Consider the following 26105-nt stretch of genomic DNA (forward strand, 5'->3'; position numbering starts at 1 on the left):
ATGCCCGCCCGGTGGGGACCATCTGGCGGCGAGACGGACGGTCCGGCATGGCTGGCGCGGCGTACTGACATCGCCATCCTTCACCACGCGTGAGGAGGAGCGCCCCCACCGGACCCAGTCCCAACTTCGCCCGGTCCCCACCGCGGCGGCTCGCGCAGAACTTCTGTGGAGCGCCGCGCATGTTCACGACTCTCACTGTCCTGTCCGATCTCGCCGCCGCGGATGCCATGCAGCCGCTGGCGGCCCCGAAGACCATCCCGCAGGTCATCGACGGCATCACCGGCTGGATCATGGGCATCATCGCGCTCGTCGCGACGCTGTTCTTGGTCATTGCCGGGCTCCGCTACATGGCGGCTGGCGGTGATCCCGCCCAGGTCGAGCAGGCCAAGGGCAACTTCAAGTCCGCGCTGATCGGCTACGCCCTCGCGGTTCTGGCCCCGGTGATCCTGCAGGTGCTGCAGAAGATCGTCGGCGGCTGACCGGTCATGATCGAGTGGCTGATGGACGGCCTGGTCCGTTGGCTCGCCGAGAAGGCCGTGGGGCTTCTCGGCGAGCTGATGGACTTTCTGGCCTCGTCGTTGTTCACCTCGCCGGACGTCACGTTGTTGCCGCAGGTGCAATCGATCGCCGGCAAGAGCGCCCTGGTCGTCAACGGTTGCTTCGTGCTGGCCATCATCGCCGTCGGTGTCGCCGTCATGCTCGGCGACTCGGTGACGATGCAGCAGGGCGCCAAAGAGTTGATCCCGCGGCTCGTCATCGGGTTCATCCTGTCGGTGTTCGCGGTCCCGTTGACGGGCGTACTGATCGGCGTCGCCAACGCCTTGACGGTGTCCATGCTCGGTACTTCGTCGCCGACGAACGAGATGGTTCCGTTCGTTCAGGTGCGCATCGCCGCGGCCTTGACCGACGGGCCTTCCGCGCTCATGGCTGCCGTCACCGGGCTACTGATCGTCGTGCTGATGTTCATGCTCATCGTCAGCTGGCTGGTGCGCATCGGCGTACTGGTGCTCCTCGCCGGGATCGCGCCGGTGGCGCTGGCCTGCTACGCCGTGCCGTGGACGCAGGCCGCGGCCGACCTGTGGTGGCGCAGCCTTCTGGGCTGCCTGGCCACGCCGACGTTGCAGGCTGTGGCGTTCTCCACCGGCGTCGATCTGCTGATCGATCCGGAGGCGAACCTGCCTGTTCGTCTCGGCGAGCAGGGCTCGGACATGACGAATCTGCTGTTGGTGATCGTCGTGCTGTGGATCACCGTCAGGATTCCGGGCCTGGTGGGCCGATTCGTCACCCGTCAAAGCGGGGGCCCGAATGTCACCGGCCTGATCCTGCGCACCGTCACGGTGCAGAGCCTGACCCGTGGCTTGAAGGGAGGCCGTTGATGAACGACTTCGATAACACCGCTCACCGCGCAGCTGTGACGGCCGACGTGAACGCCCCGGACCGGATCGCGTTCGGGCTGACATTTCGGCAGCTCGGCATCATCGGTGGTGCCGGTCTCGCCGGGCTCGGTATCTACCGCCGGTTCGGGCCGCTGCTGCCACCGCTGGCCTGGCTCGTCGCCGGGATCGTGCTGTTCGCGGTGGCTGTCGTCGTAGCGCTGGGCCGCCGTGACGGTCTGCCGCTGGACGTGTGGCTGCGACACGGATTCATGCTGTCGCGTAGCCCGCGCACGCTGGCTCCCGGCCGGGCACGTGCCGCCTCGGTCGCGGCCGTGGCCGGCAAACCGAGCGTCCCGGCGCCGCTGCGTTCCCCGGCCACGGCGATCAGCCCGGCCGGGATTCTGACCAGCGAGGGCACCGATCGGGTGCTGATCGCCTGCGGCACCACCAACATCCACCTGCGCACCGGCGGCGAGCAGACAGCTCTGGTGGACGGGTTCGGACGGTTCCTCAACAGCCTGACCGGCCCGACGCAGATCCTCGTGGCCGCCCAGCGCCATGACCTGACCGCGTACGCGCAGTCGACCGCCGACCGGGCGCCGCGCCTGCCCCACCCGGCGTTGCAGGCCGCCGCCGACGACTACGCCGCGTTCCTGCTGGACCTCGACGCCGACCGCGAGCCGCTACACCGCCAGGTCATCGCAGTGCTCACCGGCGAACACGCAGCCGACACCGCCGTCCGCGCGCTGTCCGCGCTGGGTGTCGAAGCCACCGCGCTGGACGGGCCGGCCGTCACCGCGGCGCTGGCGAACGCGGTCGATCCGTTCGATTCCCCGGTGCCCGGCCCGCGTGCCGTGCCGGGCACCCCGATCACCCTGCGGAGCACAACATGAAACTGAACAAGAGCAGAAGCACGGCCGGCGGGGCACAGATGCCGTCCCCTGCCGCCGTGCACGTCACGCCGCAGCACGTACGAGTCGGTGACGGTTACGCCGCGACGTTCGTGGTGTGCGGCTATCCAGCCGAGGTCGGCCCGGCGTGGCTGGAGCCGCTGCTGTCCTACCCCGGCCGGGTCGACGTCGCGGTCCATCTCGATCCGGTGGCGCCGCAGCTTGCCGCCTCGATGCTGAAACGTCAGCGTGCCCGGCTGGAGTCGTCGCGGCGTCTGGACGCCGGGCAGGGCCGGTTGGGTGATCCGATGACCGAGGCGGCGGCGGCCGATGCCGCCGACCTGGCCGACCGGGTGGCTAGGGGCGCGGCGAAGCTGTTCGAGGTCGGCATCTACGTCACCGTCCATGCCCGAGACCTCGACGAGCTGCGTACGATCACCGCAGGCGTCAAATCGGCCGCAGCCAGCGTGTTGCTCGACCTGCAACCGGCGACGTTTCGCCACCAGCAGGGCTGGGTCTCCACGTTGCCGCTCGGAGTGGATCCGCTGCGGATGCGCCGCATCCTCGACACCACCGCCCTGGCCGCCGCGTTCCCGCTCGCCTCGGCAGACCTGCCCGCCGCGGCACCGGGTGTCGTCCCGGTCCCGGACGGCGTGATCTACGGGGTGAACACCACCAGCAACGGCGTGCTGCTGTGGAACCGGTGGGCGCAGGACAACCACAACAGCGTGGTGCTCGCCCGTTCCGGCGCGGGCAAGAGCTACTTCGTCAAGCTGGAAGTGCTGCGCAACCTGTACCAGGGCACGCACGTCGCGGTCGTCGACCCGGAGGACGAGTACACCCCGCTGGTCGAGCACGTCGGCGGCTCCGTTGTGCAGCTCGGCCGGCCCGGCGTACGGGTCAATCCGCTCGAACTGCCCGCCGACAACCGGCCGGACACGCTGACCCGCCGCGGCCTGTTCCTGCACATCCTGATCTCGGTCATGCTCGGTGCAGCGCCTGCACCGGCCGAACGAGCCGCCCTCGACCGGGCCATCATCACCACCTACAGCCAAGCGGGCATCAACGCCGACCCGGCAACCTGGAACAGGCCCGCGCCGCTGCTGCGCGACCTCACCGCAGTCCTGGCCGCGGACACCGATCCGGCGGGCGCGCAGCTCGCGGCACGGCTGGCCCCGTGGACCACGGGCAACTTCGCGGCGCTGTTCGACGGGCCGAGCACCGTCACCCCGGCCGCCCACCTGGTGGTGTGGTCGCTGCGGCACCTCCCCGACGAGCTGCGCACCGTAGGAACACTGCTGGCGCTCGACGCGATCTGGTCGGGCATCGACGCTCCAGGCACCGGCACGCACCGGCGGCGACAACTGGTCGTGGTCGACGAGGCGTGGCTGCTGATGCGCGACGGCGAAGGCGCCCGGTTCCTGTTCCGCATGGCCAAGGCCGCCCGTAAACGCTCGGCAGGCCTGTGCGTGGTCACCCAGGACGCGGCCGATGTGCTGGCAACCGACCTCGGTCTGGCGGTCGTCTCCAACGCGGCGACCCAGGTGCTGATGCGCCAGTCCACGCAGTCCATCGACGCCGTCACCGAAGCGTTCAACCTAACAGCGGGGGAGGCGCGGCTCTTGCTCGCGGCGCCACGCGGGGAAGGCCTGCTCGTCGCGGGACGATCGCGGATCCCGTTTCGCAGTGTCGGGTCCGCGGCCGAGCACCGAATCGCGATCACCGGACTCGGGGAGGCACCGTGACCAGCCCACCCACCTGGCCGATAGACCTCGCGCAATGGATTCTCGCCCGGCCCTGGCTCGGCGTCATCGTCGCCGCCGCGATCGTCGGGTGCGTGTTCGGCAACGACCAGCTCCTCGCCTGGCGGCATCGCCGGTTCACCACCGGCGCACGGTGGGTGACCATCGCGGCCCCGCCGGAGGTCACCGCCGAGGCAGCCGCCGCGTTCTGGACCACCCTGGCCGGGGTGCTGACACCATCGGTGTGGCGGCGCCGGGTGTTCGGCTATCCGCATGTCGGGTGGGAGTACACCTGGACCGGTCGGGCCTTGGCGATCCGGGTGTGGGTGCCCGGCACGGTGCCGCCCGGTGCGGTCGAAGCCGCTGTCCGGGCCGCCTGGCCCGCCGCCACCACGAGCACCGAGGACGCGCACGCGCCGATACCCGCCCGGGTGGGGGAGCAGCTCGGTGGGGCGCATTGGCCGCAGCACGCCGACGTGCTGCCATTGCGCGCCGAGCACGACACCGACCCGCTACGGGCGCTGTTCGCCGCCGGAGCCGAGGTCCGGCACCGCGAACACGCCTGCGTCCAGGTACTGGCTCGCCCGGCACCGGCCCGCCGGGTCCGCAGCGCACGCCGGTTAGCCGCGACCGCGAGCAACCATCCACACGGACGGCCCGACCTGGCCACCAGGGCGGTGTCCGGCACGGCGCGGCTGGCGATCGAGCCGCTGCTGTGGCTGATCGAGGTGTTCCTGCCTGGCCCGTCCCGGCCCCGCAGCCCGGCCACCGCCACGGCGGCACGCGCGGTCGAACGGGACCCTGTCGCCGGCGCCGACGCCCGCACGGTCGTGGACAAGGCCGTACGGGTGCCGCACTTCGAAATCGCGATCCGGTTCGCCGTAGCCACCGACGCGGCCAAGACTCCACCCAGCGAAGAGCGGGCCGAACAGATCCGGCAACGGCTCGCCGGGCTCGGGCACACGATCGCCTCGGCCGCGGCCGCGTACACCGGCCCGAACCGGCTGCGGCGGATGAAGATGCCGCAGCCGGTCGCCACGCTCGCCGGGCGCCGGTTGCGGCGCGGGTTCCTGGCCACTGTGCCGGAGCTCGCCGCGCTCGCGGCACTGCCGCAGGACCTGGCGGTGCCGGGCCTGGACCGCGCCCGGGCCAAGGCGATGCCGGCGCCGGTACAGGTGCCGTCCGGCGGCCGCGGCGTGAAGGTGCTGGGCCGTTCGCAGATCGGCAACCACAGCGTCGGGTTGCGCGTGGCCGACGCCCGCCAGCATATGCACGTGGTCGGCAAGACCGGCGTCGGCAAGTCCACGCTGCTGCTGAACATGATCCTCGGCGACATCAAAGCCGGACGCGGAACCGTGGTCATCGACCCGCGCGGGGATCTGATCACCGACATCCTCGACCGGCTGCCCGCCTCGTACGCCGACAAGATCGTGATCATCGACCCGGACCAGGAGAACCCGGCTTGCTTCAACCCGCTCGACGACCAGGGTGACCCGCACCTGGCGGTGGACAACCTCGTCGGGATCTTCGCGAAGATCTTCCAAGGGCAGTGGGGACCACGCATGGACGACACCATGCGCGTCGCCTGCCTGACCCTGATGCGGCACGCGAAACCCACGCTCAGTCTGGTGCCGTCGCTGCTGCAGGACCGGCAGTTCCGCGGCCGGTTCACCCACGGCCTGGACGACCCGGACGGCCTCGGCGGGTTCTGGCTCTGGTACGACGGCATCAACGAGCAGTTCCGCGGCCAGGTCATCGCACCCGTCCTCGCCCGCCTGCGCGCATTTCTGCTGCGTGACTTCGTCAAGAGCGTCATCGGCAACGCGCACAGCTCGTTCGACATGGGACGCGTGCTCGACGGCGGCGTCCTGCTGTGTCGGCTACCGAAGGGCATCCTCGGCGAAGAGACGAGCCGGATCCTCGGCTCGATGATCGTCGCCCGAGTGTGGCAGGCCGCCATCGCCCGCGCTGCGATCCTCGAGGACGAGCGCAAAGACGCCACCTTGTTTGTGGATGAGTGCCACAACTTCCTCACGCTGCCGGGCAGCATCGGGGACATGCTGGCTGAGGCGCGCGGGTTCCGGCTCGGCCTGGTCCTGGCGCACCAGGACCTCGCACAGCTGCCGAAAGATATCGCTGCGGCGCTGTCGGCCAACGCCCGGTCGAAGGTGTTCTTCAACGTCGACCCGGCCGATGCCCGGGAGCTGTCACGGCACACCAAACCGGAACTGGACGAGCATGATCTCGCCCATCTCGACGTCTACACCGCCACCGCTCGGCTGCTGGTCGGCAACCGGGAGCTGCCGGCGTTCACCTTCCTCACCAACCCGCCGGCACCGGCGGACGGGGAGCCGACCACGATCCGCCGCGCGTGTGCCGCAGCGAACGTCGCGGGCGAAGGCGAGCCGCCGATGCAGCGGCTCGCCCGGAAGGCGATGAAACGGCGCATGACCGAGCGGGACAGCTGATCCAGGCGTACGTGTGCGGGCTCGCTTGGGTGCGGCGCTGGGGGCTCGCTTGACGGCGTCTGCGAAACGAGCCGCCAAGCGAGCCTGCCGCGCGCCGGCTGTCAGGTCCCTGAGCTGGCCGGACCGGCCCGATGGGCCGATCACAACCAAGATCCAGATGCCCAGACTCCCTATCGGGTCTCTCTCCACCGGGGGTGATGTCCATGCCGCTTTCGCGTACGGCCAGCCTGCTGGCCATCTATCCGCACATCACCCGTCGTGATCGTCATCTGCTCCAGCTCCTCGACGATCACCAGGTTCTGACCACCGGTCAGATCCATCGGGTGCTGTTCCGAGCCCGCCGAACCTGCCAGCTGCGGCTCAACGAGCTGGCGGCGCTGGACCTGCTGGAGAGGTTCCGGTTTTTCCGCGACGGCGGCGGCACCCAGCCGTGGCACTGGACGCTCGGCTACAACGGGCAGCGATTCCAGGCCGCCGCCCACCAGCGGCCCGAGCCCACCCTGCGCGCCAGCCGCCAGACCGTGCAGCGGCTATCGGCGAACCCTCGGCTGAACCACCTCATCCTGACCAACGAGTTCTTCGTCCGGCTTACCGAGCACACCCGTCGGCATCCCGAAGCTCGGCTGGACCGATGGTGGTCCGAGACGACCGCCACCCGGCAGTACCGGGTCATCACCCCGGACGGGCATGGCCTGTGGAGCATCGCCGACACGACCGTCGGCTTCTTCCTGGAGGCCGACACCGGCACCGAACCGCTGAGCCGGGTGATGGCCAAGCTGGACAAGTACGCCAAGCTCACCAATCAGGGCGGCCCGCGTTATCCGGTGCTGTTCTGGGTCGGCAGCGAATCGCGTGAGGACCATCTCCACCGGCACCTACGCGCCCGGCGCAGCGCGGTTCCCGTCGCGACCGCCACCCACGACAGCGATCCCGCCGAAACGGTGTGGCTCCCCGGCGGCGCCACCAGCCGAATCCGGCTCTTCCAGCTGCCCAGCGACCACGGTCAACCGGTAGCGGGTAACCCGACGTTCGGCGACGAGGCTTCCGCGCGCTCTGACCGGACCTGACAGCCCGAAGCGTCTACCTGTCAGCGCAGGCCAGAGGGCTGATCGCGATTCCTGACAGCGGTGGTGCTGTCAGGTCGTGAAGCTACGGTGCAGCTTCCTTCTCTTCTTTGTTCGCACCGCCGCCCGTCTGGCTCCTTGCGGGATCTGCCCGCGCCCGCCGTGATCACCCACAGCCCACCTTCAGGTCGGCCCGTGATTCACGCCCGGCGCCTCATCGGCAGCTTCCCCGGTCCAGACGCCGCGATCCGGTGGTTCCAAACGCACACCCCATTCATCGCTTCGCGAAGGGAGCACCCTGTCATGCCCAAGTCCACGAACTCGTCCGACCAGATCGTCACCGTCTGCTTCAACCCCGGTGAAGACGCCGACTGGTTCGCCGCCTCCGAGAAGGTCAACGACCTCATGCAGGCCAACGGCACCCCCGCCCGCCGCTTCCGCGTCCGCCACCGCACGCTGATCGGCTGGCTGACCCGCTTCTTCGGCTACTACCTGCTCGACGCCGCACGCCGCTTCGGCGCGGTCACCCTGGCCGCCGGCGGCCGCAAGAGCCGCCTCGATCTGCCCGGCATGGCGACCATTGCCGCGAACCAGGCCGTCGCCCGGTGGCGCGCCTGGAACCTGCACATTGCCGCCACCACTCCGAATGCCCGCGTCTGGGAGGACTACCTCGCCCAGCACCACAACGACCCGGCCAAACTGTCCCTCGCCGAAGCCCGTCGCCGCTTCGAGCAACAACCTCGGGTCCTCGCGATGCTCGCCTACGACGGCGGCCACACCTTCGACCCGTACGAGCTGTCGGTCTACCAGGCCGGTGAGGCCACCTACGCCGGGCTCTACTGGCGCGTCGCGCTCATCGGCGACGCGCTGATCACCACCGACGGCCGCCTGCTGAAGCCCGCCAGCGACACGCTCGCGGACCGGTTCCGATTCCTCAACGAGGCGTGCGGCTACCTGCGCCGCCTCAACACCCACGCCCGGCTGTGCGCTGTCGCCATCGCATAACGGACCCCCGACTTCGAGGACCGGACGCAGCCCGCTGCGTCCGGTCCTCAGCCTGTCCGCCGCTGGCCGAGACAGGAGCATCACCGCCCGGCGCACTCCGCGCCGGGTCCAACCCCTGTTCCCGAGGAGGAACCTGTGGAAATCCAATCCCTATCACCCGCAACCCAAGCCGTACTGCGAGCTGTCGCCGAACTCGAACAGGCCAACGCCCACGAACTGGCCGAGAAGTCCGGCAAAGCCCGGTCGACCACCGACCGGGCAATCAAGACCCTGGCCGACGCGGGTCTGATCGTCGCCGTCGACCCCGAAGCCGACTCGGACGACGGCACACCGACCCGGTGGGCACTCAGCGAAGCCACCGCCGACCAGCTGAGCCCGTCCGACTTCACCGACGAACCGATCGCCGGCCCGGACGAAACCGAAATCGACGGCACCGGCGACGAGCCCAACTCCGCGGACATCGGCCAAGCCGAGCCCAACGACCACCCGGCCGACGCTACGGAGGAGGACACCACTACCGACCACACCGATCACGGACAACAACCCCAGGCCGCCGTGCGGAACGAGACAGTCGGCGCCGTCCGGCAGACACGTCCCGCGGACCGCAAGGTGATGGCCATCAAGGGCGTCCTCGCGGAGTTCGGTGACGAGGGCGCGACCCTCGACCAGATCGTGGCGGAGAGCGGGATCAGCCACCCGACCACCAGCCGGCTGCTCGCCGCGATGGAGCAGGCCGACGCCGCCCGCCGCCTACCGGGGGCCAGCGGACGATGGATCACCGGACCGACGAAGGCCAGCGAGGTCGACCCGGATCCCAAGCCGCCGCGCTGCCCGCTGTGCACCCAGATCATCCGCGGTGCCACCACCATGCCGAACGTCATCGCGACGATCCAAACGCTCGTCCACCCGGACGGCAACCTGCTCCTGGTCGGCCCGGACGGCCAAGTCCACACCGTGGCTCTCCCCAAGGGCACACCCCTGCCCACGTCCCGCACGCCGGACACCGTGACCCGCCCCAACGACGGACCCGCCAACTCCGACGGCAGCCAACCGCTCGGCCGCGGCGACCTGGAGCGGCTCACCTTGGCCGTCCTGGAAGCCAACCCGGGCAAGCCGCTGACCCCGCAGGACATCGCCACCGTGATCGGCACCCAACTCGGCCGCACTGTCAGCTCCGGCGCAGTCCGCAACAACTGCACCAAGCTCGGAGCCGCCGGCCGCATCCTGCTGGTCTCCGAGAGCCCGCTGACGTTCGTCTTCCCGGCACCGGAAGCCAGCACCGCGACCGACGGCGCCGAACCGCACGACGCGGGCCAAGACGGCAGCGTCGCCCAGACCGCCGGCGACGTCGAGCAGACCTGACCGAAGTCCCGCCCGAGCGCCACCCCGCTCATCCACGGCGGACACCACAACCGCCGAAGTCATCCCATCCACCCCGTGCCTGGGGAACACCGCGTACCCGGGCACGACCGGGCAGACATGTGCGCGATGTTCCCCAGGCCACCACATCGAGGGACAACCATGAATCACCCCGAACGCCTCGACCTGAACCACCCCGCCGACCTGGCCGCCATCGTGCCCTACCTCCTCGGCTACCACCCCCGGAACCAACTCGCCATCCTCGCGCTGCGCGGCACCTCAGTCCTCTTCGCCGCCGCCACACCGCTGCCGTACTCGGACCCCAGCGAAGACGGCACCGCGGTCGCCGTCCGCATCGCGGCACACGGGCCGGAGCGCGTCCTGCTCATCGGCTACGGCGACCACGAAACGGTCACCATCGCCGTCACCCACACCACCGACGCGTTCACCATCCTCGGTGTCACCGTCCCGGTCGCCTTGCGCGTCCACGACGACCGGCTCTGGCATCTCGCCTGTGGCAGCCCGGAACACCAGAGCAGCGGCATCCCGTTCGACCCGAGCACCACCGCGGCGGCCGCCCGCGCCACCTACCTCGGGCTGACCGCAGCCCAAGACATCGACACGCTCGCCACGAGGCTCGGCCCGATCACCGGAGCCGAACGCGACGCCATGAACAGCGCGCTTGCCGCAGCGCGACAGCACCTCGACGAGCTCGCCGCTGGCACCACCGGAGTGGTCCGATCGAGGCTTCGTAGCCTCCTCGACGACCTCCTCCACGAAGCGCTCAGCACCTATCGACAGCATGATCGGCTTCCCGACGACCGCGCAGCCCTCCTGCTCACCCTGCTGACCGTCGCCTCCCTCCGCGACGACGTGCTGGAACAGGTCCACGGCAACGACGTCGACATCGACCTCTGGACAGACCTGACCCGTCGAGCCGACCCCGATCGCACCGCAGCCCCAGCCACCCTGCTGTCACTCGCCGCCCTGCAACGCGGCAGCGGCGTACTCGCCCGCCTCGCCATCGAGCGAGCCCGAGAAGCCGACCCCAATGACTCGCTGATCCAGACGGTCGTTGACGCCATCGCCTGCGGCATAGACCCGGCGGTCGTCCACCGCCTGCTGCACGAGTGACGCCGTCCTCCAACAGGGATCCCGTCTCCCTTCATCAGCCCGCGCCCTACTCGCGGACACCCTCATCGCCTGGGAGGACTTCCATGACCAACCTGCCGCCGTGGCAGCGCTCCTGCGACTGCCGCTGCATAGCGCACCACCAATTGCAGCGCACCAGCTACGACGATCCCGACTGCGCTTGCACCATTACCTGCGCCACCCAGCCCACAACCCTGCTCGCTGAGCAGTGGGGCTGCGCCCTGTTCCTCGACAAGAACGGCGATCTCTGGGCTGTCACCCACCTGGCCAACAGCGCCTGGGACTGGCAGCACGCCGCGCAGATCGACACCCGTGACCTGTACGACACCCACGTGACCATCGAGCACCTGCTCCGACTCACCAACCACGTGCTCGGCACCAACCCCCGCTGAATCAACCACAACGTGGGCCGTCCGAACGGGCGGCCCACGCCCTTTCTGTGTTTCACGAGCGAGCTGGGAGGCCGTCATGATCAAGGTCGCCATCGGCGCCGTCGGGCTTGTCATCATCGTCTGTCTCGGCCTGCCCATGGTGCTGCTCTCGACCGTCATAGGTACCGACCCCGGCCAGTGTGCTGTCACCGGCCGGCCGGCCGCGAGCTCCACCCAGCAACCGTCCGGCGCCGCAAGCTGGGACACCGAACAGCTCTCCATCGCCGAGACCATCATCGAGGTCGGCCGGATCAAAGGCGTACCGCGTTGGGGTTGGACCATCGCCCTGGCCGTCGCCATGCAGGAATCCGGCTTACGGAACTTGCCCCATCTCGGCGAGCGCAACGACCGCGACTCGATCGGCGTGTTCCAGCAGCGCCCCAGCCAGGGCTGGGGCACTCCGGAACAACTGGCTCAACCGGCCTACCAAGCCGGCAAGTTCTACGAGAAGCTGCTGGCCATTCCAGGCTGGGAGGCCATGCCTCTGACCCGAGCCGCGCAGGCCGTCCAAGTCTCGGCATACCCGGACGCGTACGCGAAGTGGACCGACGAAGCGCTCCGCCTGGTTGAGCTTGAGAGCGGCGACGCCGTGCTCGACTGCTGGGACGGAGCCAGCGCAATCGCGGTGCCGGCCCCACGTAACCCCGACGGCTCATGGCCGCACGAGAACTGCAGCATCGTGCCCGATCCGACCACCGGCGCGGGCTGCCTGACTCCCCGCACGCTGCATCTCGTCCAACAAGCCACCGCCGCCGGCTTCCCGGACCCCCGCTGCTTCCGTGTCGATGACCACGGCGAACACCCGAAGGGTCAGGCCTGCGACTGGATGATGACCGCTGGCGGCGAAGCCACCGGAGGCCAGAAGGAGATGGGGGACGCGATGGCGGCCTGGGCGGTCACCAACGCCGGCGCACTCGGCATCCGCTACGTCATCTGGTTCCGCATGATCTGGACCGACGACGGCCGCGGCTGGCACGCCTACAACAACCCCTGGGGCGGGGACGACGCCTCCGGCTGGCACACGAACCACGTGCACATTTCGGTCGAATAAAACGTTGACATTTTCATCTGATAGTGGATTCGCGTCGTTAGACCAACCGCTACGACTGCCGCCGGCTTCGCCGGTGACCAACTGGACACGCCATTGATTCTGGCCGGCTTTATGTACCGGTCGCACAAGGTCGCAAGGATTCCCGCGGAGCGGTGAGGCCTCGCTGGCCCGGGCCAACTCCGCAGTGGCGTGGCAGGTCGCAGAACGTGCGGTGAGCAGGCCCCGAACGACGCGCGCGACCACCCGTGGTGGCGCCCGCCGCCCGGACCCTGTCCGGGGCGCGGCTACCGGAGCTGGGTGGATACCGGCTGCAGGCGGAAAACACACTGCACCACGTTGAACTCGCCGACAGTGGCAACGAATCGAAACCTATCGCCTTCGCCGACGGCGCTCGGGATCGGGTCGCCGGTCAGGTTCAAGTCGCGGACGTTGACATCCTCGTACTTGAGGTTCGGTCCGATCGTGGTCTTCGGACCCTTGTTCCCCGGGCCGATCAGGAGGTCGAAGCGGGTCGTGTCGTCGCTAAAGCTCGCCTTGTCCCGGATCGAGCCGTTGAACGAGATCGTCCGGCCGGCGTACTCGGCGGCGAAGTCCACGTTCTCAATCCCGCACGGGTCCGCTTTCAGCAGCTTCGCGAGATCAGGGCTGTTCTTCGTCGTGAGTACCGTGGCCGCCGGCGCCCTGGAGGTCACCGGTACCGCTTCGGACGGCTCGGCCTGCGCCGGAGACGGGCTCTGCGAAGCCGCGGTCGTACCGTTGGCCGCACCTGTCGCTGCCGGGCCCGCTTCGACAGCGGTGTTGTTGTCCGGGTCCTCGAGCGCCGCGCCTATCGCGATGGCCGCGACCAGGACCACGGCTACACCCGCGCCGGCCACGATCAGCAGGCGCGGAACCGGCTTCTTCGGCCGCCGGAATGTGAGAGTGGTCAGGAGCGTGCCTGTGTCCTGTGAGACGAGTTCCCAGCCGTCCTGCTCCCTCCGGGAGATCGCGCTCCTCTCGGTGCCCCGCAGCGTCTTCACCGTCTCGACCTCGTACTTGACCTCGTCGGTCATTTGCTGCCCCGCCCCCAGAAGAACCGTCGATCAACAGGACTCGGAGTATATGAACGATGATCAACAAGTAATCGTCGGTGACCGCCATGTGGTCGGCCCCCGATGAGCGCCGGGCATTAAGGCCGGTGCAGGTGACGCCTGTGCGCGGCCGGGCACGGTCCGGCACGATTAGGTCATGATCGTGTTGTTCGACGCTGACGTGCCGGTGCACTACGGGTTCATGTTCCTGACCTGCGGTGACGAGTCCCCGGACCTGGGTGACACGTGGGCGGGTCAGCAGAACGGGCTCGCTGGCGCCGGGACCCCCGGCGTCCTGTCGATGATCACCGGGTTGCACACCGGGCGGGTGCCGCTGCGTATCGAGTGGCACGCCACGGCACCGGAACCCGGCCCCGGCTGGGAGGAGATCGTCGACGTGCCGTTCAGCCCGCCGTCGGTGGACATGTGCGTCCAGTCGTTCCAGGACTCGTTCGAAATCCGGCTACCCGACACCGGCCCGCTGCGCGCGCGGTACTGCGCCGCCGGGATGGACGCCGCCCGGGACGCTGACACCGTCATGTCCGAGGAGCCGACCGTGGACCGGTATCTGCTGCAGCTGTGGCCCGACGAGGAGGCGACGGAGACGATCGTGCGGCAGACCAGCGCCATCGCCGCGTACTGGCACGGTGTCGCCCGGGAAACACCACCGGCGGCCGAGCACACCGGCGACACCGGTGAGAACGGCGACGACGATCAGGACGATTGGGGCGACGGCGGTCAGGAAGACTGGTACGACGCTTGGGCGTGGGGTGACCGGCCGCCGTCGGATCGGCTGCGGCAGCTGCGCGGGAACGTGCTGGGTGTGGCCCGGGATCATCGGGACCTGCTGGACGTCTTCGACGGATGGGATCCCACGGTGCAGCGGGCCGCGGCCCGGTGGCTGGCCCGCCGAGCTTTCGAAATCGCCGGGATGGACGACATCGGCTGGATCCGTCCGGCGCTGACCGCCATGGACCGCGGTGAGCCGCTACCGGAACCGTTCACTTCCCCGGAAGCGGTGTTCCCGCTGCTGTGGACCGGGTTCAACGGATCCGGTCCGGTGCCGTTCGATGCGTCGCCAGGGGCCATGCACCGGCCGTCGTTTGCCGTTCCGGCAATCTTCGCCGCAGTGAACGACGATCCGCTGGAGGCGATCGTCGACGCGTTCAGCCACGCGGAGGCGACCTGCGACGGTCAGGCACACGACCTGCTCACCGGCCTTCGCAGCCGGTTTCCATTCCCGGACTGAGCGGCGACCACCCGGCCGAGTGCTGTCGCGGTGCCCGGCCGGTCCGTGACGACATGTCGCTGGGCCTGCTGGCCCGCAAACGGTCCCCGGGCATGAGCCACGCCGGGATCCAGACTGTGGTCATCGGGGTACCGCTGTCCGCGGTGACCTTCTCCGGCCTGTAGATGTTCGTGTGCGGCAGCAGGCGGCTCATCACCGTCCGCCTGATCGGCGGCGGTGTAGGGCTCCGCCAAGGTTGCCGGAGCCTCGCTCCAACGCGTCCAAGGCTTGACGAAGGGTTGGCTCGGGGCGCAGCCGAGCATCGGACAGCACGGCCGCTATTCGCCAGCTCCGAGAATGGCCCTCCGCCACTCACCAGTAAAGTTCGTGTGCACCGATTTGCCGAGTTGAGTGCGCTCGATTAGCCAGGCGAGAGTGCCCCCGTAGAATGCTGTGCACGTTGCGCTCACGCCTATTACGCAATCACCTTTGTTCGCACGAAGGTTCGTTTCCTGCAGCCGGCTCCGCCGGGCTCGTGTACGAACAGCTCCACCTCAAGTCTGCGGCGAGGGTCAACGTCACGGGCAAGGTCGTCGGTTCCTAGCTCGGTCGGCTGATGAACGCGGTGCGTAGCCGATCAACTGCGGCTCCAAGCATGCGCCGTATGGCAATCGCCTCTTCAAGCGTTAGCTCCTGGCCAACCTTCTCCCATGCCTCGTATATGCTCGGAGCGGCGCGTTCTCCGTCGTCAGTTTGGACCGCGACCCGGACCAACTCAACAAAAAACGGCCCTAAGCCCTCACGTTGATCCATCGAACTCCAGTGCCAAATGCTCCGAAGGCTTGAACCATGTCGCCGTTCCATTATGTAATCCTCAACGACTCGGCGCCATCCAGCCAAAGAGCCTAGGCGAAGCAGAGTCAAAGAGAGTGCTTCAGTCCAGACGGTTTCGTTCGCAGCTAGCGCGGCCTCCAACTCCGCCTTTGCCTGGGCCGGGACGAGATGGCTCCACTCCCACAATAGGCCGGAGTCTCCGGTCGTGATCGCCTCACGTGCGAGTGTTTCCATTGCCAATGGATCCTTCGCTGCGGCACGTGCCCATCCTTCCCGGACCGCGACTTCAATTCGGTGGTGATATAGATGTCGGGTTCCGACATTACCATTGCGTAGATGACCATAGCACTTGATCAAGCGCTGTAGAGCCCGTTCATCCCCCAGCATCGCGTCGGTCGAATAGTCGTGGACATGCTGCACTACTCGCTTTCGGCCACTCGGAGAAAGACATGCCAGCACTCCTTCCGGAAGCATCGGCGGCCAGTCATCATCAACAACGCAGTACGGCCAGCCTTGGCACTTTTTCAAGTGCGCCTTCAAGAGAGTCTCTATCCACGGCTTCGCTGCAGCCGGCTCCAGGTCGACGAGCGCGAGGAGCCTCCGATCTAGGAGCCTTCTCGGAGGATGTTCGGAGAGCAAATCGGCGAGCTCCGCACCGGAAAGGATTTGTCCGAGCCTGTCCCCAAACAGCTCTCTAATAAACCACGGTTCCTGGCGGGCATCCGTCAGGTAGGCATCGTGCCATTCTGTCGATGTCCAATCCTTCACTGCCTCTTCTAGGAGCCTGCCTCCGACTACGTCCCAGTTCCACCAGTAATCCCACCGTCTTTCAGATCCGGTGAATCTGTAACTTCGCATCATTGATTGATGGTTGGAAGCCAGGGTACTGAACAACTGCGAACTACCAGGCACCGCCGAGTCGTCATCCGCGAACAGTCTGTGCCGCATCACATCTCGCGAGATGCCAATCGCAAGATCCCGGTCACCGATCTCGGACATGACGCATAGAGCCTTAAACTGAAGCGGGAAGAGTGGATTTCGAATCAGTCGCTCAACTAGCCGGATGATCGTGTTACGTCGCGCATCCACTGCGACCGCGAGGCAAATTTCTATAAGCGCCACGATACAGTCCGAGTGAACCTTGCCCTGATAGTACATATATCCTAACACGAACGCTTCCCATGCCTCGGCTCCGGCGACAAAGGGAAAGAACCGCAGAAGCGGCTCCGAGAGCTCACCTTCGTCGCCTTCCTCATCTAGATCAGAGACTGGTAGTCCGTCGAGCAAAAGATCTCGGATCAGCAACAGTTCTTGGAATATCTCTGTCCCACCATTGTCGTTTTCGATTCGGGCCAGGATGCGCACCAGGTCGCTACGCACTTGAGGCGTTACCAGGTTGTCATCCCAGACACTGGCTAGGAAGTCTTCGTGGAACTCGCCGCCGATATTGTCCTCGGTGGGAAAGTGCTGCGCATCGGGCGTCAGAAAGATCAGGCCGGACACGATTTCGATGCCGTCTTCTGATCTCAGCATTAGAGGTCTCAAAGCCGCTAGATCAGACTCCCATAGCTGCTCGAATCCTCGCGTTAATTCGGTGAGTAGGCCCTCAAGCAGAGAAACGTCCGCGCCTTGCCGATTTCGAAGCGCGGCCGCAACACCAGCAACCACGCGCAGGACCAGCGGGTGGCGCCGTTCAGATGCAAGGGCTGTCAGGCGCCGCGACAACTCCGGATCCCATGCGTACTCGTCGAAATGCGGATGGATCTCTTGGGAATCGTCGAACGGTTGCTCGATCATAACGGCGTACGCGTTGTCGGCGTCGCCAACGCTGAGAAGCGCCTCGACGTGATAGGGTAGATAAAATGTTCGCGCGGGCCATGAGAGTCCGGCTCCACCGCGTCGCCTTAGTTCCAAGGCGATGGCATTTGACAGCCGGTATGCCGGCGGAAGTGTTTCGACGACTCGAAGGTCGGCAAGATCCTCGTAGTCTATCTCTGTCAACGTGCGAGCAGCGCGGTCAAGCGTCAGGTTATCGACGTGGCATAAGTGCTCTTCGATGCCCTCAAGGAGTACGTGGCTATCGTTTCCTAGCGCTCCATGCTTCCGGGACAATAGGAAATTCTGCAGCAACTCCTGAGCAACGGGATTCTGCTCGACCATTGCCTCTCTAAACTGAAACTGGTCGGAGAGCATGGTCGCGCGGTACTGCTCAGGGAACACGTCGCCGCCGGAGCGTGCGATAGTGTCAAGTACCGAGTTGCGAAGCCCGAACGCCTCTATCCATCCGGCCGAAGCTATCGCAAGTAGGCGGCGCATTGCGGGCTTCGACCGCGCAGGCGACTGTAAGTAGCTAGCGCAGCGGACTGCGAGCTGATCAATAACGGCGAGTGGATCCTCTTGCCCGTCGACTTCGAGTGCCTCAAAAAGCGCCGACGAATCGCTAACACGTCCCGCATAGAAGACGGTCACATCTTGCCAAGTAGAGTCGTGCCACCAGCGGTCCCTTAGCCATGCAATTGCCTGCTCGCACGGGAACGACCGAAACAGGTGATGCGCGACAAGCCAGGTTCCCAATGACGGATGGCTCCAGCGCACGTTCCGCGATGCCTTCGCGTCGACGCCGTGCAGCACCGTCGAGCACGCGACAATTTCAGCGTCTAGCTCCTCCACACGGGACACGTCCCGCGCCAGGTAGCTTCGCCGCAATTGATCGCGCACCGCACCTGCCGTTGCCGACCGACTGTCATGTGCGGATGTAAGGAAAAAGGCGATCTCCGCGAGGATATCTAGACGCGTATCCAGCACCAGCTCTTGCTCTACTAGCAGTTCGTCCTTCCATTCGTGTCGCAGGAGCCGCCGCAGGACTTCGTGGTACAGAGCATCGACAGACGGAAGCTCGTGGCTTTCACTCCTTGTCTCGGTGTGTAGCTCCCTTGCCACTGCGAACGCAAAGCTGGACAACAATGGATTGAACATGATCGACGGTGGAATGGATGCGGCCAGAGCGCTAGTGCCCGATTTGGACCGCTCCCTAATACTCGAATGGATTGTCGGTGCGCGACGTACTAAGTCAACCCATTTTGGCCCGGCCACGGAACCAAGCCACGCCTGGCCGAGCGTCTCCAGCTCGTCGGGTCCTAGCGGCGGGATACTACGAATGTGGTCGTCCGAGCCACCGTGCTCGGATAGCCCGCGAAGAAGCGATTCATATCGGGATTCATGCCGCGCGGTAATTAATAGTCTAGTATTAGCCCTGGCGCGGAAAGCGTCGATTACTGGCAGGAGATGACGTCGCGTATTTCGCTCCCCTGCTTCATCCAGCGCATCGATCGCAACTACGAAATCAACCTCAGTTGAATGGAGCGCCGACAGGAGATGCTGCACGAGGAAATGGCGATCAGCAGGGGACAAAGTCGCACTGGTTTTGTCGATGCACTCCTCAATTGTGAGCAGAGACGCATCATGCTCGTGTAACCCGGGAGACGGCGCGACGAGCACGGTCAGGTCACGGTATTCCAGCCTCATGGCGAGGTCACCCGCATGGACTGGTATCGGAATTATGAGCCGTTCTCCCGAGCCAAGGGCGCGGATTGCATCTTTCGCCAGTTGCGTGGTTTGTTCGCGCATCCAGCATGTCTTCCCGGAGCCCGTCTCACCAACGACGACTGTCACCGGCTGGACGCCCACCGTGCGTAGGATATCCCGAGTTATGTTTGGCGGTCCAGCAAGAATCCGTACCCACGTCGGCCGCTGGCCGTACATGGCCACAACTTGCTCAAGCCACGCTTGCACGACACGCTGCGCTCTGGCCTCGCCTCCTTGCTCCAAGACTTTCGCGTTGGTGACCGATTCGGAAATGGCTGCCAATTCTGCCGATGCTTTGGCCGCACGACGGACGCCTGTGCGTTGCTGTCCCACTTCCTGCAGCATCTGGAAGTAACTCGCTCGCCACTTGGCGAGGTCGGGCTCGAGGTTTCGGCCGGCATAGCGATGGCAAACTTGCACAAGCGTCGCGACTAGTTCCCACTTTGGCATCGATGTGCCCGCAAGAGCGGCCCCGATTGTTGACCTCGGATAGGGCTGGCCTGCGTCCGCAGTGAGTCGAACCAACCTGCGCACTGATGGACTACCGCATCCGGCCTGCATCTGCCGTAGCTCCGCAGCGAATCGCGCTACCGGTCCTGGTAGTCCCGCCTCGGTGTCGCGGCTGCTGTTAGCCGACATGATCGCGCGCTGCTGCAGGGATCAGCGACAACCAACTGGGCTGACTGTCCGGGATCTGTCCCGAAAGATCGCGGGACACGTGCCCGGACACCCACCCTGGAACCCGTTGCTCTCCAAATCCCCAAGGAGGAATCGCGGTGATATCGACGTTGGTTTCGATTGCCGAAGAAATTTGGCGAGGCCTGCCTGAAATCACGACGGCGCTACGCTTCTGCACCGCTCTCGTGGGCTTCGTCATGGCTATCTCGCTTGTCGCGCGTCGTGTGCGCCGGCGCCGGCGGCCGCGGCCGCGGCCGCGGCGCTGAACGATTGTGACCAGCGCTGGCCCATGATCGCAATGGCGCTCAGTCGGCACGGCACGACCTAACCCTAGTCGCGAAGGTCCGCGGTCGAGGCAACGGCCGCGGACCCAGCGGAATGCGAAACGCTCTATGGCTCGGGGCGTGCGTCCGTGGGGCAGCCGAAGGCAGCCGGCGCGGCACTCCGCGGTCGGTCGACCTGGGCGTCGGTTCCGGTTGGCCGTCGAGCCCTGCGCGAGTTCGGCGACAACGCGGGCAGGTCAGGCGAACAACCCCCGCAGGAGCAACCAATGAGACTTGACCATGCGGTTTACTCGTCTGGTGCCAGCCTCCCAATGGCTTCGAGACGAGATCGAGCCGCCCACCCGCCGCCGAGTTCCGTTTCGAGAGCGGGTGATGACGCCCGAGGCCGTCGGCCTGGGCTACCTGCTCTTGCTCGCCATCGCCGCCGTTCTGCACTTTCGGCAGCCCACCTTCCTGCCGGAATGGCGCCCGCAGGACGTTGGTGACGCGATCGGCCTTGCGTGGCAGGTGCAGGCCTCCCTAGCCGCCATCGGTTTCGCCGGGCTCGCCCTGATCATCCAGCTCGCCACCAATACGCCGGTCGCAGTGCGAAGCAGCCGGGAGGTGCTCTACCGCGGTACCCACTTCAACCTCATGGTGGCCGTCTCCGCCTCGAGCAGCGTCGTGCTCGGCGTCGTGGCCACGTGGTTGCAGAGCGACGGTGGCGCGCTGTTGTGTTTCGCGTTCTGCTTCGTCGGCACGTTGGGCGTGATGGGCCTGTCGTATCTGCGGGCGGCGCGGCTGTTCCTTGATGACCGCCGAGCCCTGGACAAGGCGATGCAGCTGCTATTGCGGAGGCTGGATGACGAGGTCCGCGACCAGCGTACGGCGTCGGACGTCAATCGACTGCTCGCCCAGTTCTTTCCCCAGGCGGGTCCTGTCAGGCGCTCCCGGGCCGTCCCGTCCGGACGGAGGACTTTGCAGCTTGTAACCGTGACGGACACTCGACGGGTTCGTGACTTTGATGCGGCCGAGCTACGGCGGGTGAGCGTGGATCTGCTGCGCGCCGTCAGCGGTGAGCAGTTCCGGGCGGGCGCGGCCGGTACGCCGGCTGCAGCCGCGCCGGAGCCGGCTATCTTGCTGATCCGTCATGGGGTGAATGATGTCGTACAGCCGGGAGAGGCGTTGTTCCATCTCGTCGTCGACGAGGAACTCGAGCCAGACGTCGTGGGCAGATTTGATCAGCGGCTGCGACGATGCGTGAGCTGGGCGCCGGACACGACCGTTGACGACGAACTCGCCGGTCTTAAGGACAGTCTTCTGGTTTCTGCTCACGCGGGCACGTCCGGGGCGCTCGAACGGGGCCTGCGCGTCTACGGCGACCTGTTCAGGCGCATCATGGAGATCGGCGGTGGTCGCCCGGACGACTTCCCGTTCGGCACCTACGGCCCATATTGGCGTGCCATCCATCGCAGTCTTCGCGAGGTCTCGGCGGTCGCAGTCGACAAGCTCGGCGATGTCGGTGTGGTGCTGATCTCCGACAACGCCTATGCCCTGTGTAATGTCGCTTTCGATGCGCACGACATCGGCGCAATGCAGGAGTTTCTCGGCCTGTACCCCGCCTACCTGCGGCAGGTGACCGCGGCGCCCGCCGGGTCCTCGGAGTATCTGCTCGTGTCTTTGCAGAACCTTCTCGACCTGCGGCTGGCAACGCTGACCGAGGATGACTTCGCGCTGCGGCGGTCGGTCGAGATCGTCGCCGCGGGAGCGGTCGCGGACATGCTCAAAGTCTGCGTCGATGCCGGCAACGCCCCGCTTGTCGAGCGCGTCCTTGCGCACTTCCGATATCCCGCGTTGACACGGCGGCTCTCGCGCGAGGGCCGAGAAGCGCGCACAGCCGCGCCGCTCGCTGCGTTGGCCTGGGCCTTCTTCCGGTGGCGACACGATCGGCAGCCGGCGGAGATGAAGGCAGTCAGCCGCGAGCTGCTGAAGGCTTTCACCGGCGAGGACCTTTGGGCCGCGTACGAACGGACCGTCACCTCGTCGGAGATCGACGTTCCCTGGGAGCGCTGGGAAGCCGAGCGAGGGCTCCCGTGGCGGTTCCGTTTCTCGGAGTTCTCCCAGTTTCTCGGCGCCGCTGCCGTCGCGGTCGGCTCGCGGGCCGGCATGGCGGTGCCCGAGCAAGATCCGACTCCCGAGGATGGCGACCGAGCCGCAGTGCTACTGGACGCCTTCCAACTCGCCGACGAACTGTCCGAGCAGTTGGACCTGTCGGCCGCCGGCGGGCAAGAACGACTCCGGGCTTCCCTGAGCGCGCTCGTCGAGCGTCGCAGGAACATCGACGACACCGCTCTGCGCCAGGCGCCGCTCGAAGAGGACCGCGTCAAGCAATTCGCCGCAGGGTTCGGCGAAGCGCTGACGTCAGCCCCCTACCGGCTCTCCGACTTCCTGCTCGCCGACCCCTCGGGCGACGTCACCGTCGACGGGACAAAATTGATCTTCAACAGCCTGGTGCCACGCGGCTACTTCGTGACGAACGACCGGATCAGCGCCGAGCCGGCCGAACTGGGCCGCTCGCTGGCCGCCGGACTGCTCGACAGCGAGAATGCCTACATCGTGAAGACCCTCATCGAGGGTCTCGACCGAACCTCGGCCGACGTGGAAGAGATCGAGAGCCGGCGCGACACGCCCGGTTCCTTGGTTGTCGTCGTCAACGACTACCGGCTCGCAGCCCGGCTGGCCCTAGATTCCGAGGAGGAAGGCCTTTACCTCGACGTCGATGGAGTCGAGAGTTTTTGCCTCGTGTGCGACCTGGCGAGCGCTGCCCGACTCGTGCGCAAGCCTTTCTCAGACGAGCGCACAGGAGAACCCGTGCACGATCTACACGATGTCGCCCTAGCCGTACGCGACTACGAGCAGCCCACCGGACAACCCGTGGCCCATTTGAAGATCGGAACATCCCTCGACTGGTCGGGCACGCCCGGCAGCGGGATCGAGGTGCTCGTTCGAACGCATTGATTTGCCGATGTGAGTGCGCGACCACCGCTAATGACAGGATGCTGCATGACCAATGCATACGAAAGCCTGAACGAGGTGTTGAGACGTCGGCATGGTGCGCCGGACGATGCGGCTGTAAGGTGCCGCCCCGCAGCAACTATCGGCTGCGGACAACGTATGTGAGCTTCCCCTCGTAACGTGGAGACATCGCCTTAAGGGATTGGTGACTGGCGATGGCAGAGACACGACGAAGGTTCGAGCAAGACTTCCGAGATGGTGCGGTGCGGCTGGTCCGGGAGACCGGTAAGCCGATCGCGCAGGTGGCCCGGGATCTGGGGATCAAGGACGGCACCCTGGCGAACTGGGTGAACATAGACCGGCGGCGCCGCCAGGACGGCGCCGACGACGGGCTTGGTGAGGACGAGAAGGCCGAGCTGGCCCGGCTGCGCCGGGAGAACGCCGAGCTGCGGATGCGGTGTGACGTGCTCAAGCGCAGTCTGGCCCTCTGGGTCGAGGACTCGATGGGCCGGTAGCCATGGCCGGGTTCATCGCCGCCCAGAGGGCACAGCACGGCATCCCGTACGCGGTCTCGTGCCGGGCACTCGGTGTGTCACCGGCCTGGCTGTACAAATGGCTGCCCGGCGACACGTCGCTGCGCCGGGCCCGCCGGCAGGCGTTGACCACGCTGGTCGTCACGCTGTTCCACCGGCACAAAGGGCGCTACGGGTCCCCGCGGATCACCGATGATCTACGGGCGATGGGCTGGAAGGTCAGCGTGAACACCATCGCGCAGATCATGGCCGAGCAGCATCTGGTCGCCCGCCCGAAACGCCGCCGCCGGAACCTCACCCAGCCGGACAAGTCCGCGCGCAAGGCACCGGACCTGCTCCACCGCGACTTCACGCCGCCGCCCGAGCCGAACGTGGCGTGGGTCGGCGATCTCACCGAGATCCCCTGCGATGAGGGCAAGTTCTACCTCGCAGCCGTGCTGGATCTGCACTCGCGCCGGGCGGTCGGCTTCGCCATGGGCGCCCACCACGACGCCGCCCTCGCGATCGCCGCGTTGCAGGTCGCGATCGCGGTCCGCGGTGGTGACGTGGCCGGGGTGATCTTCCACTCCGACCAAGGCGGGGAATACACCGGCAACCTGTTCCGCGCGGCGTGCGATCGGGCGAAGGTGCGCCAGTCGATGGGCCGCACCGGCTCCGGGCTGGACAACGCGGTCGCCGAGTCGTTCAACTCGACCCTCGAGTTCGAACTGCTGGCCGACGCCGGCCGCTACGGCACCCGGGCCCAGGCCCGGACCGCGGTCGCCGCCTTCATCGACGAGTACAACCACGAGCGGCGGCACTCGACCGCGGGCCGGCTGCCGCCGGTGGTCTACGAGGCCCGGGTCCGCGCCGAACAGGCGGCTTGAGGATCTGGAGACGGAGGCGGCTACGCCGCCGCTTCCCCACCTATCAAGATCCAAAAACCACAAGATCAAAGTCTCTACGGTTTCAGGGGATTGCCAATGCGGAGGTGACGAGCGTTAGCGCAGCCAGAACGCTTAAGGTGACAAGCGCGTAAAGCACCACCCGATCGCCGTACCCCCAGAGGCCGGCCGCGCCCAATATGCCGGCGATTGCCGTGGCAAAGGTGCCGCCGCTGACGAGGACTTTCACTGCTACCTCGGATCCCGTTCGGCCTGCCGTGCTCCGCCTCGCGGACGGTCGCATCGTGGGAGTTCGGGCTGAGTCGTCGCCGGTACCGCCGCTGGCCTTCATTTTGCGGTCCATCGGGGCCGGTAGCTCATCGGGGGACTGACGATCCTGGCTGCGGCGACGGGACATGTGAGCTCCTCGCGGGATGCGCTGTGGGGTTCCCGACTTGCTTGGCTTCATCGAAGCCGAGGACTGTTTCATACCTGATCGTGACTTCAGTACCACTCTTCGTTATGGTCGATAGTGAGTCAATCAATGATTGATCGTCAAGCGCGGAAGGTGCCAGATGGCGAAACGACGTCCAGAAGTCACGCGAGACCTGCTGCTCCGCGCTGGCTTCGCTGTCCTAGACAGCTACTACACGTCAGCCGCGGAACGACCGTCGCTGCCTGTCGCGATCTCCGACGTTCTTCTGGCGGTGCCAGAAGTCGCCCGACCTGACGAGCCGCACGCCCTGACCACCGGCGCCGTCGGAACCACATTCGGCGGCAAGATCGGTTATCTCAAGGCACTCTCTGCCGCGTACACGAACTCCGACAAGCTCATCGGAGACTTGGCGGTCGCTGTCGAGGAAATCTCGCAGTCAGCGGAGGACCCCGCAACGATCCGCCGCCGACTGGCCGAGGCCGACTTCACCAACATGACTCGCTCGGAGGCGCCGACACGTCATTGGTTCCTGACCCACGCCTACGCGGCAAGTCCCGACATGGCTAAGGAGCTAAAGGCGGTCTATCAGGCGTTCGACAACCTTCTTGGTGATCTCTACACCGCGCTCGGACAACGCGAAAAGGTACGACCCGTAGCCGGCCTTCGGTGGAGCGACGTCGCCATGACGCTGACCGCGTGGCTCGAAGGACAGGCGTTGAGATACTTATCGGACCTGGACGCTAGAGACCGGCCGTGGCTGACTGACCCGACCAGCGGCACCCCCGGTATAGCTGCCACGGGCGCCGATGCGCTGTGGCGAGGCTTCACCGAACCGGCAAATGGCGACTCAGGGTCGTCTCACTAGCCTTCGAGCTGCCCGGACCTCTATCGCCCGTGTCGGCCCAGCGACGTCATACAGCTATTAGTAGCTTTGGGCAGGTGAGAGGGTGCGGCGTGCCGTATCGGTCAATCGCGATAGTGGGGTGGCAGGGCACACGGCGACATCATCCGACAGCCGCGACACCTCGGCATCAGCCCCGCCATCGATACGTGGCGAGCGCT

At 66.6% G+C, this 26105-nt stretch carries 19 protein-coding genes; 16 read left to right on the plus strand and 3 right to left on the minus strand.

Translation table 11 applies throughout. The features are described 5' to 3' along the window. Positions 1–179 precede the first annotated feature (179 nt). The 11 genes from OHA21_RS00165 (at position 180) to OHA21_RS00215 (ending at position 12538) form a co-directional block, all read left to right on the plus strand. Complete coding sequence (locus tag OHA21_RS00165; protein ID WP_328468835.1) at positions 180–479, plus strand: pilin; 300 nt, start codon at positions 180–182, stop codon at positions 477–479. A gap of 6 nt (positions 480–485) precedes the next feature. Next, on the plus strand, positions 486–1376 hold the full coding sequence (locus OHA21_RS00170; protein WP_328468837.1) for a conjugal transfer protein TrbL family protein: 891 nt from the start codon (positions 486–488) through the stop codon (positions 1374–1376). After that, entirely contained in the window at positions 1376–2269 is an 894-nt protein-coding gene (locus OHA21_RS00175; protein WP_328468839.1) for a PrgI family protein, read from the plus strand. Before OHA21_RS00170 ends, OHA21_RS00175 begins: the two co-directional genes overlap by 1 nt. Further along, positions 2266–4011 carry a VirB4 family type IV secretion system protein gene (locus OHA21_RS00180; RefSeq protein ID WP_328468841.1) on the plus strand — a complete coding sequence of 582 codons (1746 nt, stop codon included), beginning with the start codon at positions 2266–2268 and terminating at the stop codon, positions 4009–4011. Before OHA21_RS00175 ends, OHA21_RS00180 begins: the two co-directional genes overlap by 4 nt. Further along, a complete protein-coding gene (locus tag OHA21_RS00185; protein WP_328468843.1) occupies positions 4008–6476 on the plus strand; it encodes a type IV secretion system DNA-binding domain-containing protein in 2469 nt (822 codons plus the stop codon). The genes OHA21_RS00180 and OHA21_RS00185 overlap by 4 nt, the downstream gene beginning before the upstream one ends. A gap of 203 nt (positions 6477–6679) precedes the next feature. Further along, complete coding sequence (locus tag OHA21_RS00190; RefSeq protein WP_328468844.1) at positions 6680–7543, plus strand: replication-relaxation family protein; 864 nt, start codon at positions 6680–6682, stop codon at positions 7541–7543. A gap of 300 nt (positions 7544–7843) precedes the next feature. Continuing rightward, positions 7844–8545 (plus strand): hypothetical protein, encoded by a 702-nt coding sequence (locus OHA21_RS00195; RefSeq protein ID WP_328468846.1) that lies wholly within the window; start codon positions 7844–7846, stop codon positions 8543–8545. A 135-nt stretch (positions 8546–8680) separates the two neighbouring features. Further along, a complete protein-coding gene (locus OHA21_RS00200; protein WP_328468848.1) occupies positions 8681–9907 on the plus strand; it encodes a MarR family transcriptional regulator in 1227 nt (408 codons plus the stop codon). Between the two features lie 159 nt (positions 9908–10066). After that, positions 10067–11038, plus strand: coding sequence for a DUF4192 domain-containing protein (locus OHA21_RS00205; RefSeq protein WP_328468850.1), 972 nt, complete (start codon positions 10067–10069; stop codon positions 11036–11038). Between the two features lie 83 nt (positions 11039–11121). Then, positions 11122–11448, plus strand: a complete 327-nt coding sequence (locus tag OHA21_RS00210; protein WP_328468852.1) for a hypothetical protein — start codon at positions 11122–11124, stop codon at positions 11446–11448. 76 nt (positions 11449–11524) lie between these two features. Further along, positions 11525–12538, plus strand: coding sequence for a hypothetical protein (locus tag OHA21_RS00215; RefSeq protein ID WP_328468854.1), 1014 nt, complete (start codon positions 11525–11527; stop codon positions 12536–12538). Positions 12539–12822: 284 nt separating this feature from the next. Here OHA21_RS00215 and OHA21_RS00220 read toward each other — a convergent pair whose 3' ends face one another. Continuing rightward, positions 12823–13590, minus strand: coding sequence for a DUF4839 domain-containing protein (locus tag OHA21_RS00220; RefSeq protein WP_328468856.1), 768 nt, complete (start codon positions 13588–13590; stop codon positions 12823–12825). A 175-nt stretch (positions 13591–13765) separates the two neighbouring features. Here OHA21_RS00220 and OHA21_RS00225 point away from each other — a divergent pair, with 175 nt between their 5' ends. Further along, positions 13766–14857 (plus strand): hypothetical protein, encoded by a 1092-nt coding sequence (locus tag OHA21_RS00225; protein WP_328468858.1) that lies wholly within the window; start codon positions 13766–13768, stop codon positions 14855–14857. A gap of 579 nt (positions 14858–15436) precedes the next feature. On the opposite strand, the gene OHA21_RS00230 is transcribed toward OHA21_RS00225, so the two are convergent. Further along, the gene (locus tag OHA21_RS00230; RefSeq protein WP_328468860.1) at positions 15437–19600 is read right to left on the minus strand and encodes a hypothetical protein; all 4164 of its coding nucleotides are present in this window, start codon (positions 19598–19600) and stop codon (positions 15437–15439) included. Positions 19601–20589: 989 nt separating this feature from the next. Here OHA21_RS00230 and OHA21_RS00235 point away from each other — a divergent pair. The 3 genes from OHA21_RS00235 to OHA21_RS00245 all read left to right on the plus strand — a co-directional run bounded on the left by OHA21_RS00235 (position 20590) and on the right by OHA21_RS00245 (position 24610). After that, a complete protein-coding gene (locus tag OHA21_RS00235; protein ID WP_328468862.1) occupies positions 20590–23214 on the plus strand; it encodes a hypothetical protein in 2625 nt (874 codons plus the stop codon). Positions 23215–23426: 212 nt separating this feature from the next. Continuing rightward, on the plus strand, positions 23427–23726 hold the full coding sequence (locus tag OHA21_RS00240) for a transposase (protein WP_328463991.1): 300 nt from the start codon (positions 23427–23429) through the stop codon (positions 23724–23726). 2 nt (positions 23727–23728) lie between these two features. Then, positions 23729–24610, plus strand: coding sequence for an IS3 family transposase (locus OHA21_RS00245; protein WP_328463989.1), 882 nt, complete (start codon positions 23729–23731; stop codon positions 24608–24610). Between the two features lie 82 nt (positions 24611–24692). Here the strand turns inward: OHA21_RS00245 and OHA21_RS00250 are convergent, their stop codons facing one another. Next, positions 24693–24857: a hypothetical protein gene (locus tag OHA21_RS00250; RefSeq protein WP_328468864.1), complete on the minus strand. Its 165-nt coding sequence runs from the start codon at positions 24855–24857 to the stop codon at positions 24693–24695. 325 nt (positions 24858–25182) lie between these two features. Here OHA21_RS00250 and OHA21_RS00255 point away from each other — a divergent pair, with 325 nt between their 5' ends. Next, a complete protein-coding gene (locus tag OHA21_RS00255; RefSeq protein WP_328468866.1) occupies positions 25183–25908 on the plus strand; it encodes a hypothetical protein in 726 nt (241 codons plus the stop codon). The last annotated feature ends 197 nt before the right edge of the window (positions 25909–26105 follow it).

Origin of the sequence: Actinoplanes sp. NBC_00393 (assembly GCF_036053395.1) — a bacterium.
Taxonomy (GTDB): domain Bacteria; phylum Actinomycetota; class Actinomycetes; order Mycobacteriales; family Micromonosporaceae; genus Actinoplanes.

Coding starts and splice junctions, on each gene's coding strand:
- OHA21_RS00215 (WP_328468854.1), top strand. CDS start 11,525: ATGATCAAGGTCGCCATCGGCGCCGTCGGGCTTGTCATCATCGTCTGT.
- OHA21_RS00230 (WP_328468860.1), bottom strand. CDS start 19,600: ATGCTGCAGGAAGTGGGACAGCAACGCACAGGCGTCCGTCGTGCGGCC.
- OHA21_RS00190 (WP_328468844.1), top strand. CDS start 6,680: ATGCCGCTTTCGCGTACGGCCAGCCTGCTGGCCATCTATCCGCACATC.
- OHA21_RS00170 (WP_328468837.1), top strand. CDS start 486: ATGATCGAGTGGCTGATGGACGGCCTGGTCCGTTGGCTCGCCGAGAAG.
- OHA21_RS00195 (WP_328468846.1), top strand. CDS start 7,844: ATGCCCAAGTCCACGAACTCGTCCGACCAGATCGTCACCGTCTGCTTC.
- OHA21_RS00180 (WP_328468841.1), top strand. CDS start 2,266: ATGAAACTGAACAAGAGCAGAAGCACGGCCGGCGGGGCACAGATGCCG.
- OHA21_RS00245 (WP_328463989.1), top strand. CDS start 23,729: ATGGCCGGGTTCATCGCCGCCCAGAGGGCACAGCACGGCATCCCGTAC.
- OHA21_RS00175 (WP_328468839.1), top strand. CDS start 1,376: ATGAACGACTTCGATAACACCGCTCACCGCGCAGCTGTGACGGCCGAC.
- OHA21_RS00255 (WP_328468866.1), top strand. CDS start 25,183: ATGGCGAAACGACGTCCAGAAGTCACGCGAGACCTGCTGCTCCGCGCT.
- OHA21_RS00240 (WP_328463991.1), top strand. CDS start 23,427: ATGGCAGAGACACGACGAAGGTTCGAGCAAGACTTCCGAGATGGTGCG.
- OHA21_RS00220 (WP_328468856.1), bottom strand. CDS start 13,590: ATGACCGACGAGGTCAAGTACGAGGTCGAGACGGTGAAGACGCTGCGG.
- OHA21_RS00210 (WP_328468852.1), top strand. CDS start 11,122: ATGACCAACCTGCCGCCGTGGCAGCGCTCCTGCGACTGCCGCTGCATA.
- OHA21_RS00235 (WP_328468862.1), top strand. CDS start 20,590: ATGACGCCCGAGGCCGTCGGCCTGGGCTACCTGCTCTTGCTCGCCATC.
- OHA21_RS00205 (WP_328468850.1), top strand. CDS start 10,067: ATGAATCACCCCGAACGCCTCGACCTGAACCACCCCGCCGACCTGGCC.
- OHA21_RS00165 (WP_328468835.1), top strand. CDS start 180: ATGTTCACGACTCTCACTGTCCTGTCCGATCTCGCCGCCGCGGATGCC.
- OHA21_RS00225 (WP_328468858.1), top strand. CDS start 13,766: ATGATCGTGTTGTTCGACGCTGACGTGCCGGTGCACTACGGGTTCATG.